Annotated in this window: 16 protein-coding genes and 2 rRNA genes; 5 read left to right on the top strand and 13 right to left on the bottom strand. The window is 62.5% G+C overall.

What is annotated here, in order from left to right; all coding sequences use genetic code 11:
- Window positions 1-20: 20 nt before the first annotated feature.
- The 10 genes from DJFAAGMI_RS00090 to DJFAAGMI_RS00045 all read right to left on the bottom strand — a co-directional run bounded on the left by DJFAAGMI_RS00090 (window position 21) and on the right by DJFAAGMI_RS00045 (window position 12,965).
- Window positions 21-755: an ABC transporter ATP-binding protein gene (locus DJFAAGMI_RS00090; protein ID WP_211455484.1), complete on the bottom strand. Its 735-nt coding sequence runs from the start codon at window positions 753-755 to the stop codon at window positions 21-23.
- Window positions 752-1,525 (bottom strand): ABC transporter ATP-binding protein, encoded by a 774-nt coding sequence (locus DJFAAGMI_RS00085; RefSeq protein ID WP_043008568.1) that lies wholly within the window; start codon window positions 1,523-1,525, stop codon window positions 752-754. Before DJFAAGMI_RS00085 ends, DJFAAGMI_RS00090 begins: the two co-directional genes overlap by 4 nt.
- Window positions 1,526-1,565: 40 nt before the next feature.
- The gene (locus tag DJFAAGMI_RS00080) at window positions 1,566-3,107 is read right to left on the bottom strand and encodes an extracellular catalytic domain type 2 short-chain-length polyhydroxyalkanoate depolymerase (protein ID WP_211455483.1); all 1,542 of its coding nucleotides are present in this window, start codon (window positions 3,105-3,107) and stop codon (window positions 1,566-1,568) included.
- A gap of 110 nt (window positions 3,108-3,217) precedes the next feature.
- Complete coding sequence (locus DJFAAGMI_RS00075) at window positions 3,218-4,405, bottom strand: substrate-binding domain-containing protein (protein WP_043008572.1); 1,188 nt, start codon at window positions 4,403-4,405, stop codon at window positions 3,218-3,220.
- 247 nt (window positions 4,406-4,652) lie between these two features.
- The gene (locus tag DJFAAGMI_RS00070; protein ID WP_003057560.1) at window positions 4,653-5,534 is read right to left on the bottom strand and encodes a 4-hydroxyphenyl-beta-ketoacyl-CoA hydrolase; all 882 of its coding nucleotides are present in this window, start codon (window positions 5,532-5,534) and stop codon (window positions 4,653-4,655) included.
- A 47-nt stretch (window positions 5,535-5,581) separates the two neighbouring features.
- Window positions 5,582-7,570, bottom strand: a complete 1,989-nt coding sequence (locus DJFAAGMI_RS00065) for an acetoacetate--CoA ligase (protein WP_211455482.1) — start codon at window positions 7,568-7,570, stop codon at window positions 5,582-5,584.
- A gap of 85 nt (window positions 7,571-7,655) precedes the next feature.
- Window positions 7,656-9,179: a sigma-54 interaction domain-containing protein gene (locus DJFAAGMI_RS00060; protein WP_211455481.1), complete on the bottom strand. Its 1,524-nt coding sequence runs from the start codon at window positions 9,177-9,179 to the stop codon at window positions 7,656-7,658.
- A 217-nt stretch (window positions 9,180-9,396) separates the two neighbouring features.
- Window positions 9,397-10,914, bottom strand: a complete 1,518-nt coding sequence (locus DJFAAGMI_RS00055; RefSeq protein WP_003057567.1) for a tripartite tricarboxylate transporter permease — start codon at window positions 10,912-10,914, stop codon at window positions 9,397-9,399.
- Window positions 10,914-11,507 carry a tripartite tricarboxylate transporter TctB family protein gene (locus DJFAAGMI_RS00050; protein WP_211455480.1) on the bottom strand — a complete coding sequence of 198 codons (594 nt, stop codon included), beginning with the start codon at window positions 11,505-11,507 and terminating at the stop codon, window positions 10,914-10,916. Before DJFAAGMI_RS00050 ends, DJFAAGMI_RS00055 begins: the two co-directional genes overlap by 1 nt.
- Window positions 11,508-11,999: 492 nt before the next feature.
- The gene (locus DJFAAGMI_RS00045) at window positions 12,000-12,965 is read right to left on the bottom strand and encodes a Bug family tripartite tricarboxylate transporter substrate binding protein (RefSeq protein ID WP_003057571.1); all 966 of its coding nucleotides are present in this window, start codon (window positions 12,963-12,965) and stop codon (window positions 12,000-12,002) included.
- 135 nt (window positions 12,966-13,100) lie between these two features.
- On the opposite strand from DJFAAGMI_RS00045, the gene DJFAAGMI_RS00040 reads away from it, so the two are divergent.
- The 5 genes from DJFAAGMI_RS00040 (at window position 13,101) to DJFAAGMI_RS00020 (ending at window position 17,636) form a co-directional block, all read left to right on the top strand.
- Complete coding sequence (locus DJFAAGMI_RS00040) at window positions 13,101-13,802, top strand: response regulator (protein ID WP_211455479.1); 702 nt, start codon at window positions 13,101-13,103, stop codon at window positions 13,800-13,802.
- Window positions 13,799-15,274 carry a sensor histidine kinase gene (locus tag DJFAAGMI_RS00035; protein WP_211455478.1) on the top strand — a complete coding sequence of 492 codons (1,476 nt, stop codon included), beginning with the start codon at window positions 13,799-13,801 and terminating at the stop codon, window positions 15,272-15,274. The genes DJFAAGMI_RS00040 and DJFAAGMI_RS00035 overlap by 4 nt, the downstream gene beginning before the upstream one ends.
- Before the next feature lie 32 nt (window positions 15,275-15,306).
- Window positions 15,307-15,744 carry an RNA-binding S4 domain-containing protein gene (locus DJFAAGMI_RS00030; protein ID WP_043376163.1) on the top strand — a complete coding sequence of 146 codons (438 nt, stop codon included), beginning with the start codon at window positions 15,307-15,309 and terminating at the stop codon, window positions 15,742-15,744.
- 12 nt (window positions 15,745-15,756) lie between these two features.
- Window positions 15,757-16,527 (top strand): hypothetical protein, encoded by a 771-nt coding sequence (locus DJFAAGMI_RS00025; protein WP_211455477.1) that lies wholly within the window; start codon window positions 15,757-15,759, stop codon window positions 16,525-16,527.
- 296 nt (window positions 16,528-16,823) lie between these two features.
- The gene (locus tag DJFAAGMI_RS00020) at window positions 16,824-17,636 is read left to right on the top strand and encodes a DNA/RNA non-specific endonuclease (RefSeq protein WP_211455476.1); all 813 of its coding nucleotides are present in this window, start codon (window positions 16,824-16,826) and stop codon (window positions 17,634-17,636) included.
- A gap of 65 nt (window positions 17,637-17,701) precedes the next feature.
- On the opposite strand, the gene DJFAAGMI_RS00015 is transcribed toward DJFAAGMI_RS00020, so the two are convergent.
- From DJFAAGMI_RS00015 to DJFAAGMI_RS00005, 3 genes are all read right to left on the bottom strand, one after another.
- Complete coding sequence (locus DJFAAGMI_RS00015) at window positions 17,702-18,448, bottom strand: 16S rRNA pseudouridine(516) synthase (protein ID WP_211455475.1); 747 nt, start codon at window positions 18,446-18,448, stop codon at window positions 17,702-17,704.
- A gap of 104 nt (window positions 18,449-18,552) precedes the next feature.
- A 5S ribosomal RNA gene (gene rrf / locus DJFAAGMI_RS00010) occupies window positions 18,553-18,665 on the bottom strand.
- Between the two features lie 166 nt (window positions 18,666-18,831).
- Window positions 18,832-19,028, bottom strand: a 23S ribosomal RNA gene (locus tag DJFAAGMI_RS00005); the annotation flags it as partial.

The raw sequence follows: 19,028 nt of genomic DNA, 5'->3' as shown, positions 1-19,028 counted from the left end.
CATGTCCGATGCGATTCCCTTCATAAGGACAGCCCCAGCAGTGTCTGCTGCAGCTGCGCGTCGGCCGCCAGATCGGCCATGCGGCCCGCGTGGATGACACGGCCGTTGTCCATCACGGCCACGCCGTCGCCCAGGCGTTTGGCGAAGTCGATGTTCTGCTCCACCAGCAAGATGCTCACGCCGCCGGCCTTGAGCTGGGCAAAGGCCTCGATCATGTTGTTGATGATGGCGGGAGCCAGGCCCTTGCTGGGCTCGTCGACGATCAGCAGATCGCGCGGCTCGACAATGGCGCGCGCCACGGCCACCATTTGCTTCTGCCCGCCGCTGAGCTTGCCCGCAGGCGCATTCCAGAACTTCTGCACGGCCGGGAACAGCTGGTATATCCAGTCCAGCCGGGCGGCATCCATCTGGCCCGCATGGGCGGCGGCGCGTGCCGCCAGCAACAGGTTTTCCTTGACCGTGAGATCGGCAAAGATGCCCATGTTCTCGGGCACATAGGCGATATTCAGGCGTGCAATGGCCGGCGTGGACAGCTGGGCAATGTCCTTCTGCGCAAACCGGATGCTGCCCTGGCTGGCCTGCCACAGGCCCATGATGGTGCGCAGCGTGGTGGTCTTGCCTGCACCGTTGCGGCCCAGCAGCATGGTGACCTCGCCCTGCGGCACGATCAGGTCTACACCATGCAATATGTGATAGGCGCCTATATGGGTATGGACGCCGGACAGTTGCAGCAAAGGGGCGGATGCTTGGCTCATGCGTCCTCCTTCACGGCATTGCCGAGGTAGGCCTGCTGCACCACGGGCGAGGCGATGACCTCGGCAGGCTTGCCATCGGCCACCAGCTGTCCATTGGTCAGCACGATGATGCGATCGGCGAGTTCACGCACCACATCCATCTTGTGCTCCACCAGCAGGATGATCTTGCTGCGGTCTTTTTTGAGTTCGCGTATCAGGTCCAGGATCACCGGTGCCTCGTCGTGGCTCATGCCCGCCGTGGGCTCGTCAAACATATAGACCTGCGGCTCCAGCGCCATCAGCAGCGCCACCTCCAGCTTGCGCTGGTCGCCGTGCGGCAGGCTGGCGACGACGGTGTCGGCACGCTCGGACATGGAGACCCGCTCCAGGATTTGTCGCGCACGCTGCGTGACCGCCCGGTGATCGCTCCAGATGCTCCAGAGGTTCAAGCCGCGGCGATGCGCTCCCGTCATGCTGGCCTGCACCGCCAGCCGCACGTTCTCCTGCACGCTCAGATTCGGAAAGAGATTCGTGAGCTGAAAGGCCCTGCCCAGCCCGGCGCGCGTACGCGCCGAAGCGGGCAGGCCGCTCAGATCGCGCCCCCCCAGCGTGACCGTGCCGGAGCTGGCCTTGAGCTGGCCCGAGATCAGGTTGAAATAAGTGGTCTTCCCGGCCCCATTGGGGCCCACGATGGCCGTGAGCGTGCCCGGCTCGAACGAGCAGGTCACAGCGTTCACGGCCACATGGCCCCCAAAGCGGATGGTGAGATCTTGCGTTGCCAGAATTCCCATGGAAGCGGATCTTTCCTTCTCGAATGCGTGCGGTCGCTGCTCAGGGGCAGGTACCGATCACGTAGTAGTTGCTGCCGGTCTGCTTCAGCGTGGTGGTGTAGAACACATTCCACAAGCCCATGTTCTGGCCCGAGCCGTTGGCATAGGCATAGCCGCCTTGCTGATAGGCGCGGTTGGCCTGTACATGGGCGTAATTGCTGGCCGTGGTGCAGGTGCCCACAGGATTGCTGCCGGTCAGCGTCGAAGCGCTCACTGCGGCAGAGTCGGCACTTTCTGCGCCATTGCCGTCCACGGCCCGCACCGTCCAGCTGTAGCTGGTGGCAGGGCTCAGCGCCGCATCGACATAGCTGGTGGCAGAAACCGGGAGCGCGTTGGCCTTGTTGCCGTTGCGATAGACGTTGTAGCCCGCCGCGCTGGTCACAGGAGCCCAGTCCAGCTGCATGCTGGTGCTGGTGGCAGCCGACGCGCCCAGCCCCGTGGGAGCCACCAGCGCTGGCTGGGTCGGGTTTCCTCCGCCGTTGCCGCCACCGGTGCCAGAGCCCGCGCCGGATGCAATGCGGTCGATCATGGCCTTGATGGCCGTCATCTGCACGCCGCTCTTCTGCGCAAAGTTATTGCCATACCAGCCTATCCAGTCCCAGCAGGCATTGGGATTGGCCAGCGAACCGCTCTTGCTCGTGCTGCGGTTGTTGTTGTCCACCTGGGTCTGCGGATACAGCACGATGATGTTGTTGGTATCCGCCCAGCGGCTGAAGCCCGTGTTCCTGACGAACTTGTCGCCAATCTTGTCCGTGCTCTGCTGGCAGCCGTGCAGCACCACATGCAGCCTGCACTGCGTGCCGCTGGCGCAGCTCTGCGGCACATAGAGCCAGCCGGTGCTGGCCATGCCGGGGTTGGCATTGGTATAGCTGGCCTGGTTGAACTCTATGTAGTTGCCGGTGGCCGGAGCATCGTTGCGCGGATTGAGCGCACCATAGAAATGCGTGAGTGCGGCCTTGGCGCCGTCATAGCCGCAATTGCTGATATAGGGCGAAGCGCTGCTGCTGCAGGCATTGTTGCCGCTGCTGTCGAAGTCGGTGGGCAGCACATGGGCAGCCCCCGAGCGCTTGACATAGGCGATATTGGCCTGCGGCACGCCATTGTTCAGATACTGGGTCTGCAGCGCATCGGTGAGGTTGGGGCCCACCGTGTAGTCGCTGGTACCCGTGAAGATATAGATCTTCTGCGCCGCGATCCGGCTCTTGGCATCGATGCTGGCAGCGCTGCTGTAACTGTCGATGCTGGACTGCATGGCATTGAGCTGCGCGCTGCTGATGCTGGCGTTGTACATGCAGGCCGTGTAATTGTTCAGGCCGGCGCACATGTACGGGCCTGCTGCGAAGATCCCCACCCCCATAAAGCTTGCCGAATAGGCATTGCCCAGCTGATTGGCCATGAAGCCGCCCGACGACAGCCCCGAAACGCTGATCTGGTCGGTAGCAATGTTGTATTGCCCCAGCGGCACGGCCGCCCCCGCGGCCAGGTTCACGCCGCCCCATAGCGCCAGCGCGGCAACACCGCTTCTCCAGGATTGAACTCGCATGCTTTGTCTCCGTGAATCGTTGAAATAGGAATGAGCAATGCCAGCCCTCGTGTTCCCGAGGGTTCATCAATTGAGAGGACGGGTGGGCGCGGGAGGATCTCCCGGCCGGATCAGCGCTGGTTGCGCACGGGAACGTTCATTTCCTCAGGCTTGATCTCGCGCACCAGCTCGGGAACGCCCCAGGCCATGGCCGGATCGTTCTTGATCCTGAAGTGGTACATGCTCTGCATGGCCTGGTGATCTTCCTTGCGGAAGGTCATGACGCCCTTGGGTGTATCGAAGCTCATGCCTTCCATGGCCTTGATCAAGGCGTTGGTCTTGGTGTCGCCGCCGGTCTTCTTGAGTGCCGTGACGATGGCCATGGCGGCCGAGAAGCCGCCCGCCGTGAAGAAGTCCGGCGGAGCCTTGAACTGCTTGTAGCTCATGGAGACCATGGCTTCGTTCACCGGGTTCTTGGGAATGCCGAAGTAATAGTAGGTGGCCCCCTCCATGCCCGGCAGATTCTTGTAGGCCGCCATGGCCGGCAGAATGTTGCCGCCCGTGGCAATCTCGATGCCGTAGCGCTTGAGGTCCATGTCCGCGATCTTGAAGGGATTGCCGGCACCGGCCCAGACAATCCAGATCACCTTCTTGCCTGGAACATCCTTGAGCCTGTCGATCAGGCGCTGGGCGCCGGCCGTGAAATCGGTGGTGGCCGCAGGCAGATACTCCTCGTGCACCAGCTTGCCCTTCTTGACCGCTTCCTTGAAGGCCTTGACGCCGTCGCGGCCGAAGGCATTGTCCTGGGCCAGTGTCGCAATCGTCACTCCGGGCTTGTCGATGGCCACGGCATTGCTGATCGCATCCTGGCTGGAGTTGCGGCCCGTGCGGAAGATGTACTTGTTCCACTTGTCGCCGGTGATGGAGTCGGCTACGGCGGGCTCGACGATCAGGATCTTCTTGTACTCCTCGGCCACGGGCAGCATGGCCAGCGCCACGCCCGACGCGCTGGGGCCGACCGCCAGATCGGCCTTGTCGTCCGAATAGGCTGCTGCCAGCAGGCTCTTGCCCAGGTCGGGCTTGCCCTGGTCATCCTTTTCGATGAGCACCAGCTTCTTGCCTGCCACCGTCATGCTGCCGCCCGTGGCGTATTCCAGTCCCATCAGCAGCCCGGCCTGCGTCTGCTTGCCGTAGGCCTCCAGCGGCCCGGTCTTGCTGTAGACATGGGCGATGCGGATTTCGGATTGAGCCAGAGCCCCCGGAACATGGGCGGCCATGGCGGCCAGAGCCGCGAACTGCAGCAGGCTGCGCTTGTGCATGGTTTGTCTCCTTGACGGTGTTTGCGGTGGTTCCGCTTGTCTTTGTATGGTGTGCAGTTAGCAGTCTTCGTGCCAGTCTGGTTTTCCTCTGAGCCCTGTTATGGTCCGCGCCCTTGATGCCTGAAAATCAGACATAAACTGTCTTCAAAAAAGACACTGCACGCTTCTCATACACTGCTTCAGGCTTGGCCTCGGCCAAGGTTCAAGCGCCATGAAAAAAGGATCACCGAGGTGATCCTTTTGTTCTTTACGCTGCATCGCGCTTTTTGTCGAATTCCAGCAACCGCACGGCGTTGTCCTTGAGGATGCCCGGCATGACCTCGGGCTTGAAGCCGGCGACCTCGAAGTCCTTCATCCAGCGCTCCGGTGTGATCAGCGGGAAGTCGCTGCCGAACAGCACACGGTCCTTGAGCAAGGTGTTGGCGTACTGCACCAGTTGCTTGGGGAAATACTTGGGGCTCCAGCCCGAAAGATCGATCCAGACATTGGGCTTGTGCAGCGCCACCGAGATCGCCTCGTCCTGCCAGGGGAAGCTGGGATGGGCCATGACGATCTGCATATCGCCGAAGTCCACGGCCACATCGTCCAGCAGCATGGGGTTGCTATAGGCCAGACGCAGGCCACCGCCGCACTTCATGCCGCTGCCGATGCCGCTGTGGCCGGTGTGGAAGATGGCGGGCAGCTTGTAGTGGTTGATGACCTCGTAGATGGGCCAGGCCATGCGGTCGTAGGGATGAAAGCCCTGCACCGTGGGATGGAACTTGAAGCCCTTGACGCCGCATTCGGTGATCAGGCGCTCGGCCTCGCGCGCGCCCATCTTGCCCTTGTGCGGGTCGATGCTGGCAAATGCCACCATCATGTCGCTGTTCTCGCGCGCAGCATCGGCAATCTCTTCGTTGGGGATGCGGCGACGACCCAGTTGCGCCTCGCTGTCCACCGTGAACATCACCAGACCGATCTTCCGCTCGCGGTAATAGGCAATGGTTTCGGCGATCGTCGGGCGCAGCGAGCTGCCGAAGTATTTGTCGGCCGCGCGGTCGTACTCCTCGCCATAGCTGTCAAAGGGATTGCGGCAGCTGACTTCCGCATGGGTGTGGAAGTCGATGGCGATCAGATCTTGATGGTTCATGGGTGGGTCTGCTTTGGGTATTGAGTCAAATCAGCCTCAAGCGCTTGTCACGCCTGCGGCACCTGCTCTCGAAATTGAATGAAGAAATCAATGCTGGATGGATTGGCCATGGCATCGGGGCTGGCCACCTTGGCGGCGTCCGCGCCCAGCAGCAGTTTGCGCACAGGCACCTCCATCTTCTTGCCGGTGAGGGTGCGCGGAATTTCGGCCACTTGTACCACCACATTGGGCACATGGCGTGCCGAAGCCTTGGTCTTAATGGCGTTCTTGATCTGGGCGGTCAGCTCGTCCGTCAATGCCTGGCCTTCGGCCAGAGTCACGAACAGCGGCATGAAGGAAGGTCGGCCCAGGTATTCGAGGTCGACCACCAGGCTGTCCTTGACGGCGTCGAGCTCCTCGACGACACGGTAGATCTCCGCCGTTCCCATGCGTATGCCGAAGCGGTTGATGGTGCTGTCCGAGCGTCCGTAGATCACGGCCGTGCCGCGCTCGCTGAACTCGATCCAGTCGCCATGACGCCAGTAGCCGGCAAACACATCGAAATAGCTGTCGTGGTAGCGCGCCCCGCTCTCGTCGTTCCAGAAGAACACGGGCATGGACGGCATCGGCTCGGTAATCACCAGCTCGCCGACTTCGGCGATCACCTTCTGGCCCTGTTCGTTGAAGGCATGGGCGGCCACGCCGAGTTCGCGGCACTGAATCTCGCCCGCGTTGACGGGCAGTATGGGAGCGCAAGCCACAAAGCCCGAGGCGATATCCGTGCCGCCGCTGATCGAGGCCAGCCACAGATCGCCTTTGACGTTCTCATAGACCCAGGCGTAGGCATCGAGAGGCAGCGGCGAGCCCGTGGAGTTGATGGCGCGCAGTTTCTCGAACTGGCGTCCCTTCTTCGGCGAGACACCATCCTTCATGCTCTTGGTGAGGAAGGCCGCACCGCAACCAAAGATGCTGACCTGGTATTGGTCGATGAAGTCCCAGAGCGCATCATCATGGGGCGCCGTCGGGTTGCCATCGGACAGGACCACGGTCGCACCGGCCAGCAGGCTGCCTATCATCAGATTCCAGACAATCCAGCCCGTGCTGCCCAGGAACATGAAGCGGTCGCCGGGCAAGACATCGTGCTGCAGGCGATTGGTCTTGAGGTGGGTGAGCACGATGCCGCCATGGCTGTGCACCATGGCCTTGGGCAGGCCGGTGGTACCCGAGGAGTACACCACCCATAGCGGATGGGAGAACGGCAGGCGCTCGAACTGCAGCGGCGCGGCATGGTGCGTTGCCTCGTCCCAGCTCATGCAGTCACGCCAGGGCACGGCAGCATGTTCGGCATCGCTGCCGAACAAGGGCCCCGGCACATGAATCACCCGGGCGATATCGGGCAGACCCTGGAGCACTTCGTCCAGCACTTCACGGCGATCGAACTGCCTGCCGGCATAGGTGTAGCTGTCGGTCGCGAAAATCAGCTTGGGCGCGATCTGCTGGAAGCGGTCCAGCACCACGGAAACACCCATCTCCGGCGCGCAGCTGGACCAGATGGCGCCAATGCTGGCGCAGGCCAGAAACGCCACCACGGTCTGCGGCACATTGGGCAGATAGGCCACCACGCGATCGCCACGCCCTATGCCCAGGCCACGCAGGCTTGCCGCCAGGGCGCCCACATCGCGCTGCAACTGCAGCCAGGAGACCTCGACCGGAGCCTGGCCCTCGCAGCGCGCAATGATGGCCGGACGCTGATCGCTGGCCTGGCGGAAGATGTGCTCGGCGTAGTTGAGCCGGGTGCCGGGAAACCACTCGGCACCGGGCATCTTGCGGCTGGCCAGCACCTGCGTCGGGTCACCACCGGCCTGAATATCGAAGTAGTCCCAGATGGAGCGCCAGAAGCCTTCGATATCGGTTGCCGACCATTGCCACAGCGCCTCATAGTCGGAGAAGTCACGGCCACGGCTGTCGCGCAGCCAGTTCATGTAATGCCGCAGGCCGCTTTGCTCCTGCTGCTGCTGCGTGGGCCTCCACAATTCCTGCCCTTGTACCAATGCCATGCTGTCTCCGGACTTGAATTAGATATTTTTTATAACTATAAAAACAAACCAAGTCCTACCCACCAAGGGCAATCCCTAGCATGACTCAGAAATTCAGCTTCTCGAGCCTGTCGTACAGCTTGGCGCGCGATATGCCGAGCGTCCTCGCCACCGCCAGCTTGTTGCCCCCATGGGCCTGCATCGCGGCCCGTATGGCGCGGGTTTCGAGATCGGCCATCTGCTCGGCAAGCGGCTTGAGCAGATCGCCCGTCGCCGGCATCGCCGCCATGGTCTCCTGAGCCAAGAGCGGCCGATGCGGAGCCTGAGGCTCGACCCCGGACGAACGCAGCACCTGTGCCAGCAGGCCGGCATCGATGTGCGAGTCATCGCAGCGCATGGCGGCCTGCTCCAGCACATTGCGCAGCTCGCGAATATTGCCGCGCCAGGCCTGCGCGACCAGCAGCTCCAGTGCGCCCTTGCCCAGCTCCGGTGGAACCATGTCGTTGCGCAGTGCCAGGTCCTCACAGAGCATTTCCACCAGGGCCGGGATATCGCTGCTGCGCTCGCGCAGCGGCGGCACGCGTACGGGCAGCACATGCAGCCGGTAGAACAGGTCTTCGCGGAAGCGCCCGTCGCGCACCATCTGCAGCAGATCGCGAGAAGTGGCGGCCACCACGCGCACATCGAAATGCACGATCTGGTTGGAGCCCAGCGGCTCGATCTCGCCTTCCTGCAAGGCCCGCAGCAGCTTGGCCTGCAGGCTGGCGGGCATATCGCCGATCTCGTCGAGAAACAGGGTGCCGCCATCGGCGAGCTTGAACTTGCCGTCGCGAGTCTTGCGGTCGGCTCCGGTAAATGCGCCCGGTGCCACACCAAAGAATTCGGCCTCCAGCAGCGTTTCGGGAATGGCCGCGATATTGACGCTCACAAAAGGACCGGCAGACCGCGCCGATGCGGCATGGATGGCATGGGCCAGCACCTCCTTGCCGGTACCGGTCTCGCCCAGCAGCAGCACCGGGCTCATGGACTGGGCCGCCCGCCGCGCCTGGCGCTTGACCTCGACCGCGGCCGGGCTGCTGCCCACAAAGCTGGCAAAGCTGTATTTGCTGCGGCGCGACCCTTGCACGGACGCCTGCAAGCTGCGGCTGCGCTGGGCAGCCAGCTCGCGCCTCGCCTCATCGAGATCGCGCTGCAGCATCGCGAACTTGCTGATCAGCGGCTGCAAGGTCGTCTCTGGCTGATCGAACAGCACAATGCCGATGGCACCGATCACGCCTCCTTCATCGTCATGCAGCGGCAGGCGGCTGACGACAAAGGTTCCGGCGCTATTGGTCAGCAGATCGATCAGGACCGGCTTGCCGGTCTCCAGCACGCCCCGCATCTGGGTGTTGGGGATGACCTCCTCCACCATATGCCCGAGAAAGTCGCCCACACCGGCCACGCCCAGGCGCGGCAAAAAGCGCTCGTAGCCTTTGTTGACCCAGACGATGCGCCCGCTTCTGTCGACCAGAAACATGCCCTGGCTCATTGAAGAGAACAGCTGAAACATGGACCGTGCCGCCAGGGCATAGATGCCGTCGGCATCTTCGGGTAGCTCGCAAGCGAAATCGTGGGGTAGCAATTGGCTCATTTCCATCGCGTCATGGTAGAGCGACATTGAAGCCCAACCATCAGCACAGACCTGTAGCCGCGCTCCCGGCGCCCCCATGCCTGAGCGGACAACGCATCCACGCCCATGAACTGAGCCTGCTTCCATAAAAAAATCCCCTGTCCGACTCACCGGACAGGGGATGTGAATGCAACGGGCTCCATGCGTGAAGCACCCGCAGCAGGCTAGGAAAGCGGACTCAGGCGGTGCTTGCCTCCCGGGCATGCTTGGCCTGCGACAGGCGCTTGAGCACGCGGGGAATGATCAGCACGGCCAGCACGATGATGATCAGTGTCAGCGACATGGGACGCTGCAGGAAGATCCACCAGCTGCCCTCGCCGATCGAGACGGCATTGCGCATCTGGGCTTCGGCCAGGGGGCCGAGGATCATGCCCACCACCACGGGTGCGGTGGGGAAGTCGAAGCGGCGCATGATCACGCCCAGCACGCCGATGCCGTAGAGCAGGAACAGATCGAAGGCGCTCTGGCGCATGCCGTAGGCACCGACGGTCGCGAAGATCAAGATGCCTGCATACAGCTGGGGACGTGGAATCTTCAACAGTTTGACCCACAGGCCCACCATGGGCAGGTTGAGCACCAGCAGCATCACGTTGCCGATGTACAGCGAGGCGATCAGCGCCCAGACCAGGGCCGCAGAGCTGGTAAACAGCTGGGGACCGGGGTTGATGCCGTAGTTCTGGAAAGCGCCCAGCAGCACGGCCGTGGTGTTGCTGGTGGGAATGCCCAGAGTCAGCAGCGGAATCAGAGCCGCGGTCACGGTCGCATTGTTGGCGGCTTCCGGACCGGCCACGCCTTCGATGGCGCCCTTGCCGCCGAACTCGGCCTTGTCTTCGCCCTTGGCCAGCTTCTTTTCGGTCGCGTAGCTCAGGAAGGTCGGGATCTCGGTACCGCCGGCAGGAATGCAGCCGAACGGTGTGCCCAGCAGCGTGCCGCGCATCCAGGCGGGCCAGGAACGCTTCCAGTCGCGCTTGGTCATGTGCACACGCGTCAGCTTGTTCTGGGATTCCTCGACCTTGCCTTCATACATGGCGGCATACAGCACTTCGGCCACGGCAAACAGACCCACGGCCACCAGCACGATATCGATGCCATCCAGCAGCTCCATCTTGCCGCCGGTATAGCGCGCCGCACCGGAGATCTGGTCCATGCCGATGCAACCCGCAGCCAGACCGACAAACAGCGCCGTCATGCCGCGCAGCGTGCTCTGGCCCAGCACGGCACTCACGGTGGTGAAGGCCAGCACCATGAGCATGAAGTACTCCGGCGGGCCCAGCTTCACGGCGAAGTCGGCCACATAGGGAGCGAACAGGGTCACCACCACGGTGGCAAAGGTACCCGCGAAAAACGAGCCGATCGCGGCAGTTGCCAGCGCCGCCCCGGCTCGGCCGCTCTTGGCCATCTTGTTGCCTTCCATGGCCGTGACCATGGATGCCGTCTCGCCGGGCGTGTTCAGCAGAATCGAGGTGGTCGAGCCACCGTACATGGCACCGTAGTAGATGCCGGCGAAAAAGATCATGGATGCCGTCACATCCACCTTGGCGGTGATGGGCAGCAGCATGGCCACGGCCACGGCCGGGCCGATACCGGGCAGCACGCCCACAGCCGTACCCAGGGCACAGCCCACCAGAGCCCACAGCAGATTGGCGGGCGTGATGGCCGTGGCAAAGCCAGCCATCAAAGCATTGAAGATATCCATTACAGCCACCCCGTTTCAGTCAGACCAGGCAGATTGATGGCCAGGAACTTGGTAAACATCCAGAACACCGGTGCCGCAATCAGCAGCCCCGTGATCACATCCTTGACCCAGGTGCCGGGTGCGGACGCCTGCGATTGATGTGCGGCTCGGCGCAGGCCCTGCACGGCCAGCACATAGCAGATGGTGCAGCTAAAAATAAAGCCCAGGGTACTGATCAGGGCCGCATTCACCAGCAGACCTGCCGAGACCCAGGCAAAGGGCAGGATGTCGGCCTTGGGCTGGCCGCCCGGGTCGGCCGCATGGCGAAAACCACCGCTGCGTGCTTCCCAGATCAGCAAGGCACCGCAGATACCCAGCACCACTGCGCAGACCCAGGGCAGGAAATTGGGGCCGACGCCGCCGTAGCCGGAGTCCGAAGGAATTTGCAGTGCGCCAAAGGCCAGTCCCGCAGCGACCAGCAGCACGCCCGCACCGACAATGGTTTGCGCTTTCTTGGACGGTACGTTGGGGCTCTGCGGCTCGTCGGGGTCTGCATAGGCCGAAACCTGTGCGGCCTCCGCTGCCCGGGCCAGATCTTGGAAGGAATCAGACATGATGAATGTGTGTGATTTCAGTGGTTTTCGGAACCCGCCAGAGCCGCCTTGCGACAGCTCCCACGGCATCATGGGGTTGCACAAACCCTGGCTTGCGCCGTCAGGGGCAGGCCATCAATCAGTGCGGGGGAGAAACAGCAGGACACAACGCGATCAGGGCTGAAGTCGCCAGCCCTGTGCCATGTCCCAAGAGCGTGTTCACGATCTCTACGCAGCCGCGTTGAAGCGCAATCGGGATGAGTTCGAAGTGATGGCTCACCGCTTGCACCGGTGTGCAAGCAAGAGACAGCACACAGAAATCGTCCGATTTCGCTCCAACCCTTCGGGACAGTGTCTTTGCGGGCGGTCTGCGGCGTTGCGAATCCTCGCAATAGCGGAGCTATCGCTGCGGTATCGCGCCTAGCATCCCATCCCGCAAAGCCTCTGTCGCGGCGTGAGGAGATCATGAACACGCTCTAAAGGCCGCTGCAGAACGCAGCGGCCAGGCGATCGTCAGATCATGCCGGACTTGGCCATCGTGGCGCGCAGGCTGGCGAACTCGTCGTCCACGAACTTGCCAAAGGCATCGCCACCCAGCCAGGCAGGTGTCCAGTCGTTCTTCTGCAGCGCTTCGGCCCAGGCCTTGCTCTTGGTGGCTTTTTCGATCTGGGCGACCAGCTCGTCGCGCTGGGCCTTGGAGATGCCGGGAGCGCCATACACACCGCGCCAGTTGCCGATTTCCACGTTGATGCCCTGCTCCTTGAGCGTGGGAACGCTGGACGCCGCACCCTTGAGGCGCTGGGCCGAGGTCACGCCGATGGGCTTCATCTTGCCGGTCGCGATGTATTCGGCGAACTCGCTGAAGCCGCTGCCGCCCACGGTGACGTTGCCGCCCAGGATGGCGGAGATGGCCTCGCCGCCCCCACGGAAAGCCACGTAGTTGATCTTGGCGGGGTCCACGCCCACTTCACGGGCGATCATGGCTGCAGCAATGTGCTCGGTGGAGCCGCGCGAGCCACCGCCCCACTTGACGGAGCCGGGATCCTTCTTAAGCTGGGCCACCACTTCCGCCATGTTCTTGAACGGCGAGTTGGCGGGCAGCACAAACACGTTGTATTCGCTGGTCAGGCGCGCCAGAGGCGTGGCCTGGCTCAGATTGACGGGAGGCTTGCCGGTAATGATGCCGCCCAGCATGACGGCGCCCATGACCATCATGGCATTGGGATCACCCTTGCTGCCGTTGACGAACTGGGCCAGGCCGATGGCACCGGCAGCACCGCCCTTGTTGTCATAAGTGACGGAAGAAGCCACACCTGCGTCCTGCAAGGCCTTGCCCAGGGCACGGCCTGTCGTGTCCCAGCCGCCACCCGGGTTGGCGGGCAGCATCATCTTGATGGCCGCCGCGGCCTGGGCCGACAGGGGCAAAGCACCGGCTGCCGCCAGGGCTGCCAGAGACTTCAGAAACGTATCACGACGCATGATGTACTCCTTATGTAGTTAGTGGGTGCAATCATGGACAGCGTGCCTGTCAAATAGCTGTCCAATTACCTAGGGCTATCCCTTAAGCAGCCCTGGTAGTTTCACGACTTGTCTGCGCATTCGCAGCGCAGTGCTATGTTCGGCAACATGCAATTACTGCTTGTTGAAGATGACTCCGCCATGCGCACCACGCTGCAGCGCACCCTGATGCGTCGCGGCCTGAATGTGGATGTGGCGGCCGACGGCCCCAGCGCCCTGGCCCATTGGCAGACCCGCGAACCCGATGCCGTGGTGCTGGACCTGAGCCTGCCCGGTCTCGACGGCCTGCAGGTGCTGGAGCGCGCCCGCGCCCTGGGCCTGCGCACGCCGGTGCTGATCCTGACCGCGCGCGGCACCGTGGGCGACCGCGTCATGGGCCTGAATGCCGGCGCCGACGACTATCTGGCCAAGCCCTTTGACCTCGACGAGCTGGAAGCACGCCTGCGCGCCCTGCTGCGCCGCAGCCAGGATAGCTTTACACCCCGATCAGGCTCCGAGGCCATCGTCCTGGGCGCATTGCGCTATGAGAAGGAAAGCGGCGCGATCTATCTCGACGACAAGGTCCTGGAGCTGACCCCGCGCGAGCTGTCCATGATGCATGCGCTGCTGGCGCGCCCCGGCCATGCGGTCACCAAGGAGAGGCTGTTCAGCCTGGTCTTCCCCGGCGAGGTCGATGTGCAGTACGAGGCCGTGGAAGTCGTGGCCTACCGCCTGCGCAAAAAGCTGGGCGGCACCGGCGTGCAGCTGGTCACCCTGCGCGGTCTGGGCTATCTGGTCAAAGCCGAGGCGGCGGCATGACAGCCAGACCGGCAAGGACGCGACCGAAGACAGCCTGGTCGCTGAGGCGCCTGCTGCTCACCGGCATCCTGCTGCCCGTACTGCTGCTGATTGCCCTCAATGCCTGGAGCCTGTATCAGCAGACGCTGGCATCGCTGCACACGGCTTATGACAGAACCCTGCTGGCCTCTGCCAAGAGCATCAGCGAGCAGATCGGCGTCACCGGATACGACGAGCACGCGCAGCTGCGCGCCATCGTCCCCTATTCGGCGCTGGAAATCTTCGAGGCCGACAACCAGAGCCGCATGTTCTACCGCGTCTCCACGCTGGACGGACAGCTGATCTCGGGCTTTGCGGAGCTGCCTGTCTGGAACGGCAGGATTCCGCAGCGTCCGCCCTATGCGGCGCTGGTGGACTTCTACGACGACGAGTTTCGCGGCCACCCCGTGCGCGTGGCCGTGCTGCTGCAGCCGGTTGCCAGTGCCGACGGCCGCGGCATGGCCGTGATCCAGGTGGCCGAAACCCTGGAGCTGCGCGAATCCCTGGCCTTGCAGATTCTGCGTGACACCCTGATTCGTCAGGCCCTGCTGGTGCTGGTCGTCGCCCTGATCGTCATCATCGTGGTACAGCGCGCCACCCAGCCCATACGCCAGCTCAGCCAAGACCTCCAGGGCCGTGCCCAGGGAGATCTGAGTCCGCTGGCTGCACCCGAGATGCCGCGCGAAGTCCAGCCCCTGCTGGAGGCCACCAACCAGACCATGCAGCGCCTGCAAGGACTGCTGAGCAACCAGAAGCGCTTTGTGCGCGACGCCTCGCACCAGTTGCGCACGCCGCTGGCCGTGCTCAAGGTTCAGGTGCAGTCGGCCAAGCGCGGCGATATTCCACCGGCCCAGGCCTTTGCCGAGATCGACGACACGGTGGACCGCGCCACCCGCGTTGCCAACCAGATGCTGGCCCTGGCCAAGGTCGAGCAGCTGCGCCAGGAAGACAGCAGCCAGAGCAGCGCCATGCTCGCCCAGCTCGACGATATCGTGCGCGACGTGGCACTGGAGCTATCGCCGCTGATTGCCGATCACGACATGGACTTCGGCATCGAAACCCAGGCCTGCTGCGTGGCCGCCCATGAATGGATGCTGCGCGAGCTGACCCGCAACCTGCTGCACAACGCCATACGCCACACACCCAGGCACGGGAGTCTGCAGGTCGATGTGCGCGCGCACGGCGGCATGGCGCAGCTGAGTATCGAAGACAGCGGCAGCGGCATCGACGATGAACTGGCCCAGCGGCTGTTCCAGCCTTTTTCGGCGGGCAACGCGCGCAGCGGCTCTGGTCTGGGCCTGGCCATCTGCCAGGAGATCGTGCAAACCCTGGGCGGCCAGATCGAGCTGCGCAATCTGCACGATGGACTCGGCCGCGTGCGTGGCCTGCAGGCGCTGATTCAGCTGCCCCTGCACAATGGCGATGCCCAGGACATGGATACTGCTCTGACTTGAATCGCCATCCCTTCACGCCGCAAAATACCGACATGAGCGAAACTGAATCCATGCGTCTGGACAAATGGCTGTGGTGCGCGCGGTTCTACAAGACCCGCAGCCTGGCTGTGGAGGAAATCGGCAAAGGCCGGGTCACGGTCAACAACGCCAATGCCAAGGCCTCGCGTGAAATCCGCCCGGGCGACCACATCCACCTGCGCCAGGGCAATATTCCCAGGGAAGTCATCGTACGCGGGCTGAGCGGCATGCGCGGCCCGGCCCCCGTGGCCCAACAGCTGTACGAGGAAACAGCGCAAAGCATTGCCCAGCGAGAACAGCTGGCCGAGCAGCGCCGTCTGGCCCCCGAGCCTGCGGCGACACTGGCGGCCCAGCACACCGGCCGCCCCACCAAGCGTGACCGCCGGGATATCGACCGCGTGCAACGCAGCAGCGGCTGGGGCGACCGCTGGAGCGCTTCCATCGATGACTGAAAGCCTTCGCCCATGAAGCGCAGGCTGCTGATCTCCACACTCTCCACCCTGGCAGTTGCGGCAACCGGTGCTTTGAGCTGGTCGTGGCTGCGCAAGCGTCCGGGCAGTACCGAACGTCGATCCGTGATCCAGACCGTCTTCAGCCAGGCGCTGCCGCCACTGAGCGCCCAGCATCTGCAGCTGATACGCCTGCTGCAGGTGCAGTGGATCCCCGTAGAGTCGGGAGCACCCGGCTTCGATCCCGTGCAGCCCTTTGGCGGCGATCTGTCCACCCTCGACACAGCCCAGCAGGTGCTGCGCAGTCACGATCCTGCTATGGCCACCCGGCTCCTGGCCGAGGTCTGCCTTTGGCTGCCGGAGTTTGTGGCAAACGCCACCTTGGCGCCCGGTCGCTATGCCTTGCCGCCCGACTTCTCAGGTCAGGCGCCAGACAGCAGCTTCGACTTTCGTCCCGAACACCTGACGCTGCTGCATGCCGCCCTGTGGCGAGAAGTCGGTACCGATGACCTGCCTTATGTTTTGGCCGAGGAGGAAGACGGCCAGGCGATCTGGCCCTTGCCCTATATCGACGGCAAGCGGCCATATGGCGACCGCAGCTACTACCAGATCGATATGGCCGACATTCTGGGCAAGCCCTATGCCAGGAACGCACAGGGCCAGTACATTTTGCCGCCCCAGAAAGATGAGGCGCTCAAGCAGCTGCATCTGCAAACCCAAGCCGCGCTGCAGATCCTGCTCATGCATGGAACGCCGCCCTCGGGGATCCGAAGCTTGGCGACGTAAGCAGGGTCAGGACTGTGGCAAGGTCCAGCCCTCATAAAATATGAGCACTTAGCGCTTTATTACAAAGCTTTTCAGGAAACTTTTACCTTGAAAAGCTTTCAAAGCCTGCGCAAGCAGCTCTTATTCAAGTAGCAATCAATCCTCCTCGATGACGGCCAGACTCGCTCTTGCGCCTGGGCTGCTGGCACTCTTTTCATCTCCCTCGGCCTTCTTCGCGCATGTCTTCCGCTTTCTCAGCACCGCTCTCCTCTTTCTCCTCACGACCCCCCCGATGGCTGCGCCATGTCGGCATCGCAATGCTGGCCATCAGCAGCGCGGCATGCTCCGCCCGGATGCCCGCGCCCTCGGCAGCAATCGGCCCCGCGCCGCTCATCCAGGTCAAGAATCCCACGCGCAGCACCCAGGGCTTTGAGCAATGCCCGCAGTTCTTTGCCAATGGCAAAGCTCCCGTGCTCAGCGATCAACCCAAGCTGCGTGCGCTGTGCTATGACGCGTTTGCCGTGCTGCATAGCGGCCAGAGCAAGACCCCCGTCTTCGTTGCTCAACGTCTGAACAAGGCCCTGGTCGCCGATGCCGACGAAAAGCGCACCAACAAGTTCTACAGCGACGCCCGCCTGCCCCGCGATGAACGCGCCGAACTGGACGACTACAAGCGCTCCGGCTACTCACGCGGCCACATGGCTCCCGCTGGCGACATGCCGACCGCACAGGCCATGGCCCAGAGCTTCTCGCTGGCCAATATGGTGCCCCAGTCCATCAAGCAAAACGGCGGCCCCTGGGCCCGCATCGAAAAAGACACGCGCAGCTATGCACAACGCGCTCAGGGCGATGTCTACATCATCACCGGCCCGGTCTTTGATGCCGGCGCCGCCTCCGTCGGCCACAACCAGGTGCGTGTGCCCAGCTTTCTCTACAAGCTGGTCTACGACGCTCAGAGCCAGCGTGCCTGGGCGCACTGGCAGGCCAATGATGATGCGGCCCGCGTCACCGAGCCCATCAGCTACGCGGAGCTGGTGCGCCGCACCGGCATCGAATTCCTGCCCGGCGCTGCGCTGCAAGCCTCGGGCAAGCTCCAGCAGACGTCCATGCTCCCTGCGCAGCGACACTGATTTCCCGAGCCCCCAATCAAAAAGCCTGCTGGCGCAAGCCAGCAGGCTTTTTATGATTCTCTGCCTTACTTGCTCGGCTTGAACAATTCCAGCTCATCCGCCGTCAGCCAGCGCCATTGGCCTGGCTCCAGCTCTGCGGGCAACTCCAGGCCACCGATTCTTCTGCGATGCAGACCTTCGACCCGATTGCTCACGGCCGCAATCATGCGCTTGACCTGGTGATACTTGCCCTCGGTCAGGGTCAGATCCAGCACATGGCTGTCCACCTGCTCGCAGGCCGCTGCCTTGACGGGCTTGGGATCATCATCAAGCACGACACCATCCAGCAGCCGCTGTATCTGCTTGGCATCCACCGGATGCTTGCAAGTCACCCGGTAAACCTTGGAGACATGCTTTTTGGGCGACGACATGCGGTGGATGAACTGGCCATCGTCGCTGAGCAGCAACATACCGGTCGTATCCTGATCCAGGCGCCCCACCGCTTGAACACCTTGCACCGCCCCTTTGTTGGGTCGTTGACGCAGCGGAGCCGGCAGCAAGGTATAGATGCTGGGATAGGCTGATGGCTTTTGCGAGCACTCGGTGCCGGCAGGCTTGTTCAGCAGCACATAACCCAGCTCGTGATACTCCCACTCCACGCCTTGCACCCTGAAGCGCAGACCTTCGGGATCCACCTGCTGGGTGGAATCCAGGACCTTCTCCCAGTCAGAAGTCTGCGGGTTCCATAGCTCCACCCAGCCTTGCTGCACCAAGCCGGAGCACACGCGGCGAATGCCAAAGCCCTGTGAATACAACATGTCCTGCAGCTGCATGCTCATCCTTTCCCTGTCCGCTACTGCGCAAGCAATATCAAGAATACCGATTGATCAAATAAAAAACCCCGTAATCTTTCGACTACGGGGTTTTCACTGTAAGAGCCTGACGATGACCTACTTTCACACGGGAACCCGCACTATCATCGGCGCAAAGTCGTTTCACTGTCCTGTTCGGGATGGGAAGGAGTGGTACCAACTTGCTATGGTCATCAGGCATAAACTTTTTGTCAGATTGATAGCGCCTTGATTAACTTCTTAATCTTGCCCACCTTCAATCTAACGAANTCATAGAGTCTTCAATCAGCTTTTCGATTGCGCCTTTTCGGCATAACTAGAACTTGCGTTCTGTCTTTCATTTTTCCAGGCTTACCCAAAGTTATAGGGTCAAGCCGCACGGGCAATTAGTACTGGTTAGCTTAACGCATTACTGCGCTTCCACACCCAGCCTATCAACGTCGTGGTCTACAACGACCCTTCAGGGGGCTCAAGGCCCCGGCAGATCTCATCTTGAAACGAGTTTCCCGCTTAGATGCTTTCAGCGGTTATCTCTTCCACACTTAGCTACCCTGCGATGCCA

This window comes from Comamonas brasiliensis (assembly GCF_018292285.1).
Lineage (GTDB): Bacteria > Pseudomonadota > Gammaproteobacteria > Burkholderiales > Burkholderiaceae_C > Comamonas > Comamonas brasiliensis.
The sequence above is the reverse complement of the archived record's forward strand: the minus strand, read 5'-3'. Positions and strand labels throughout refer to the sequence as shown.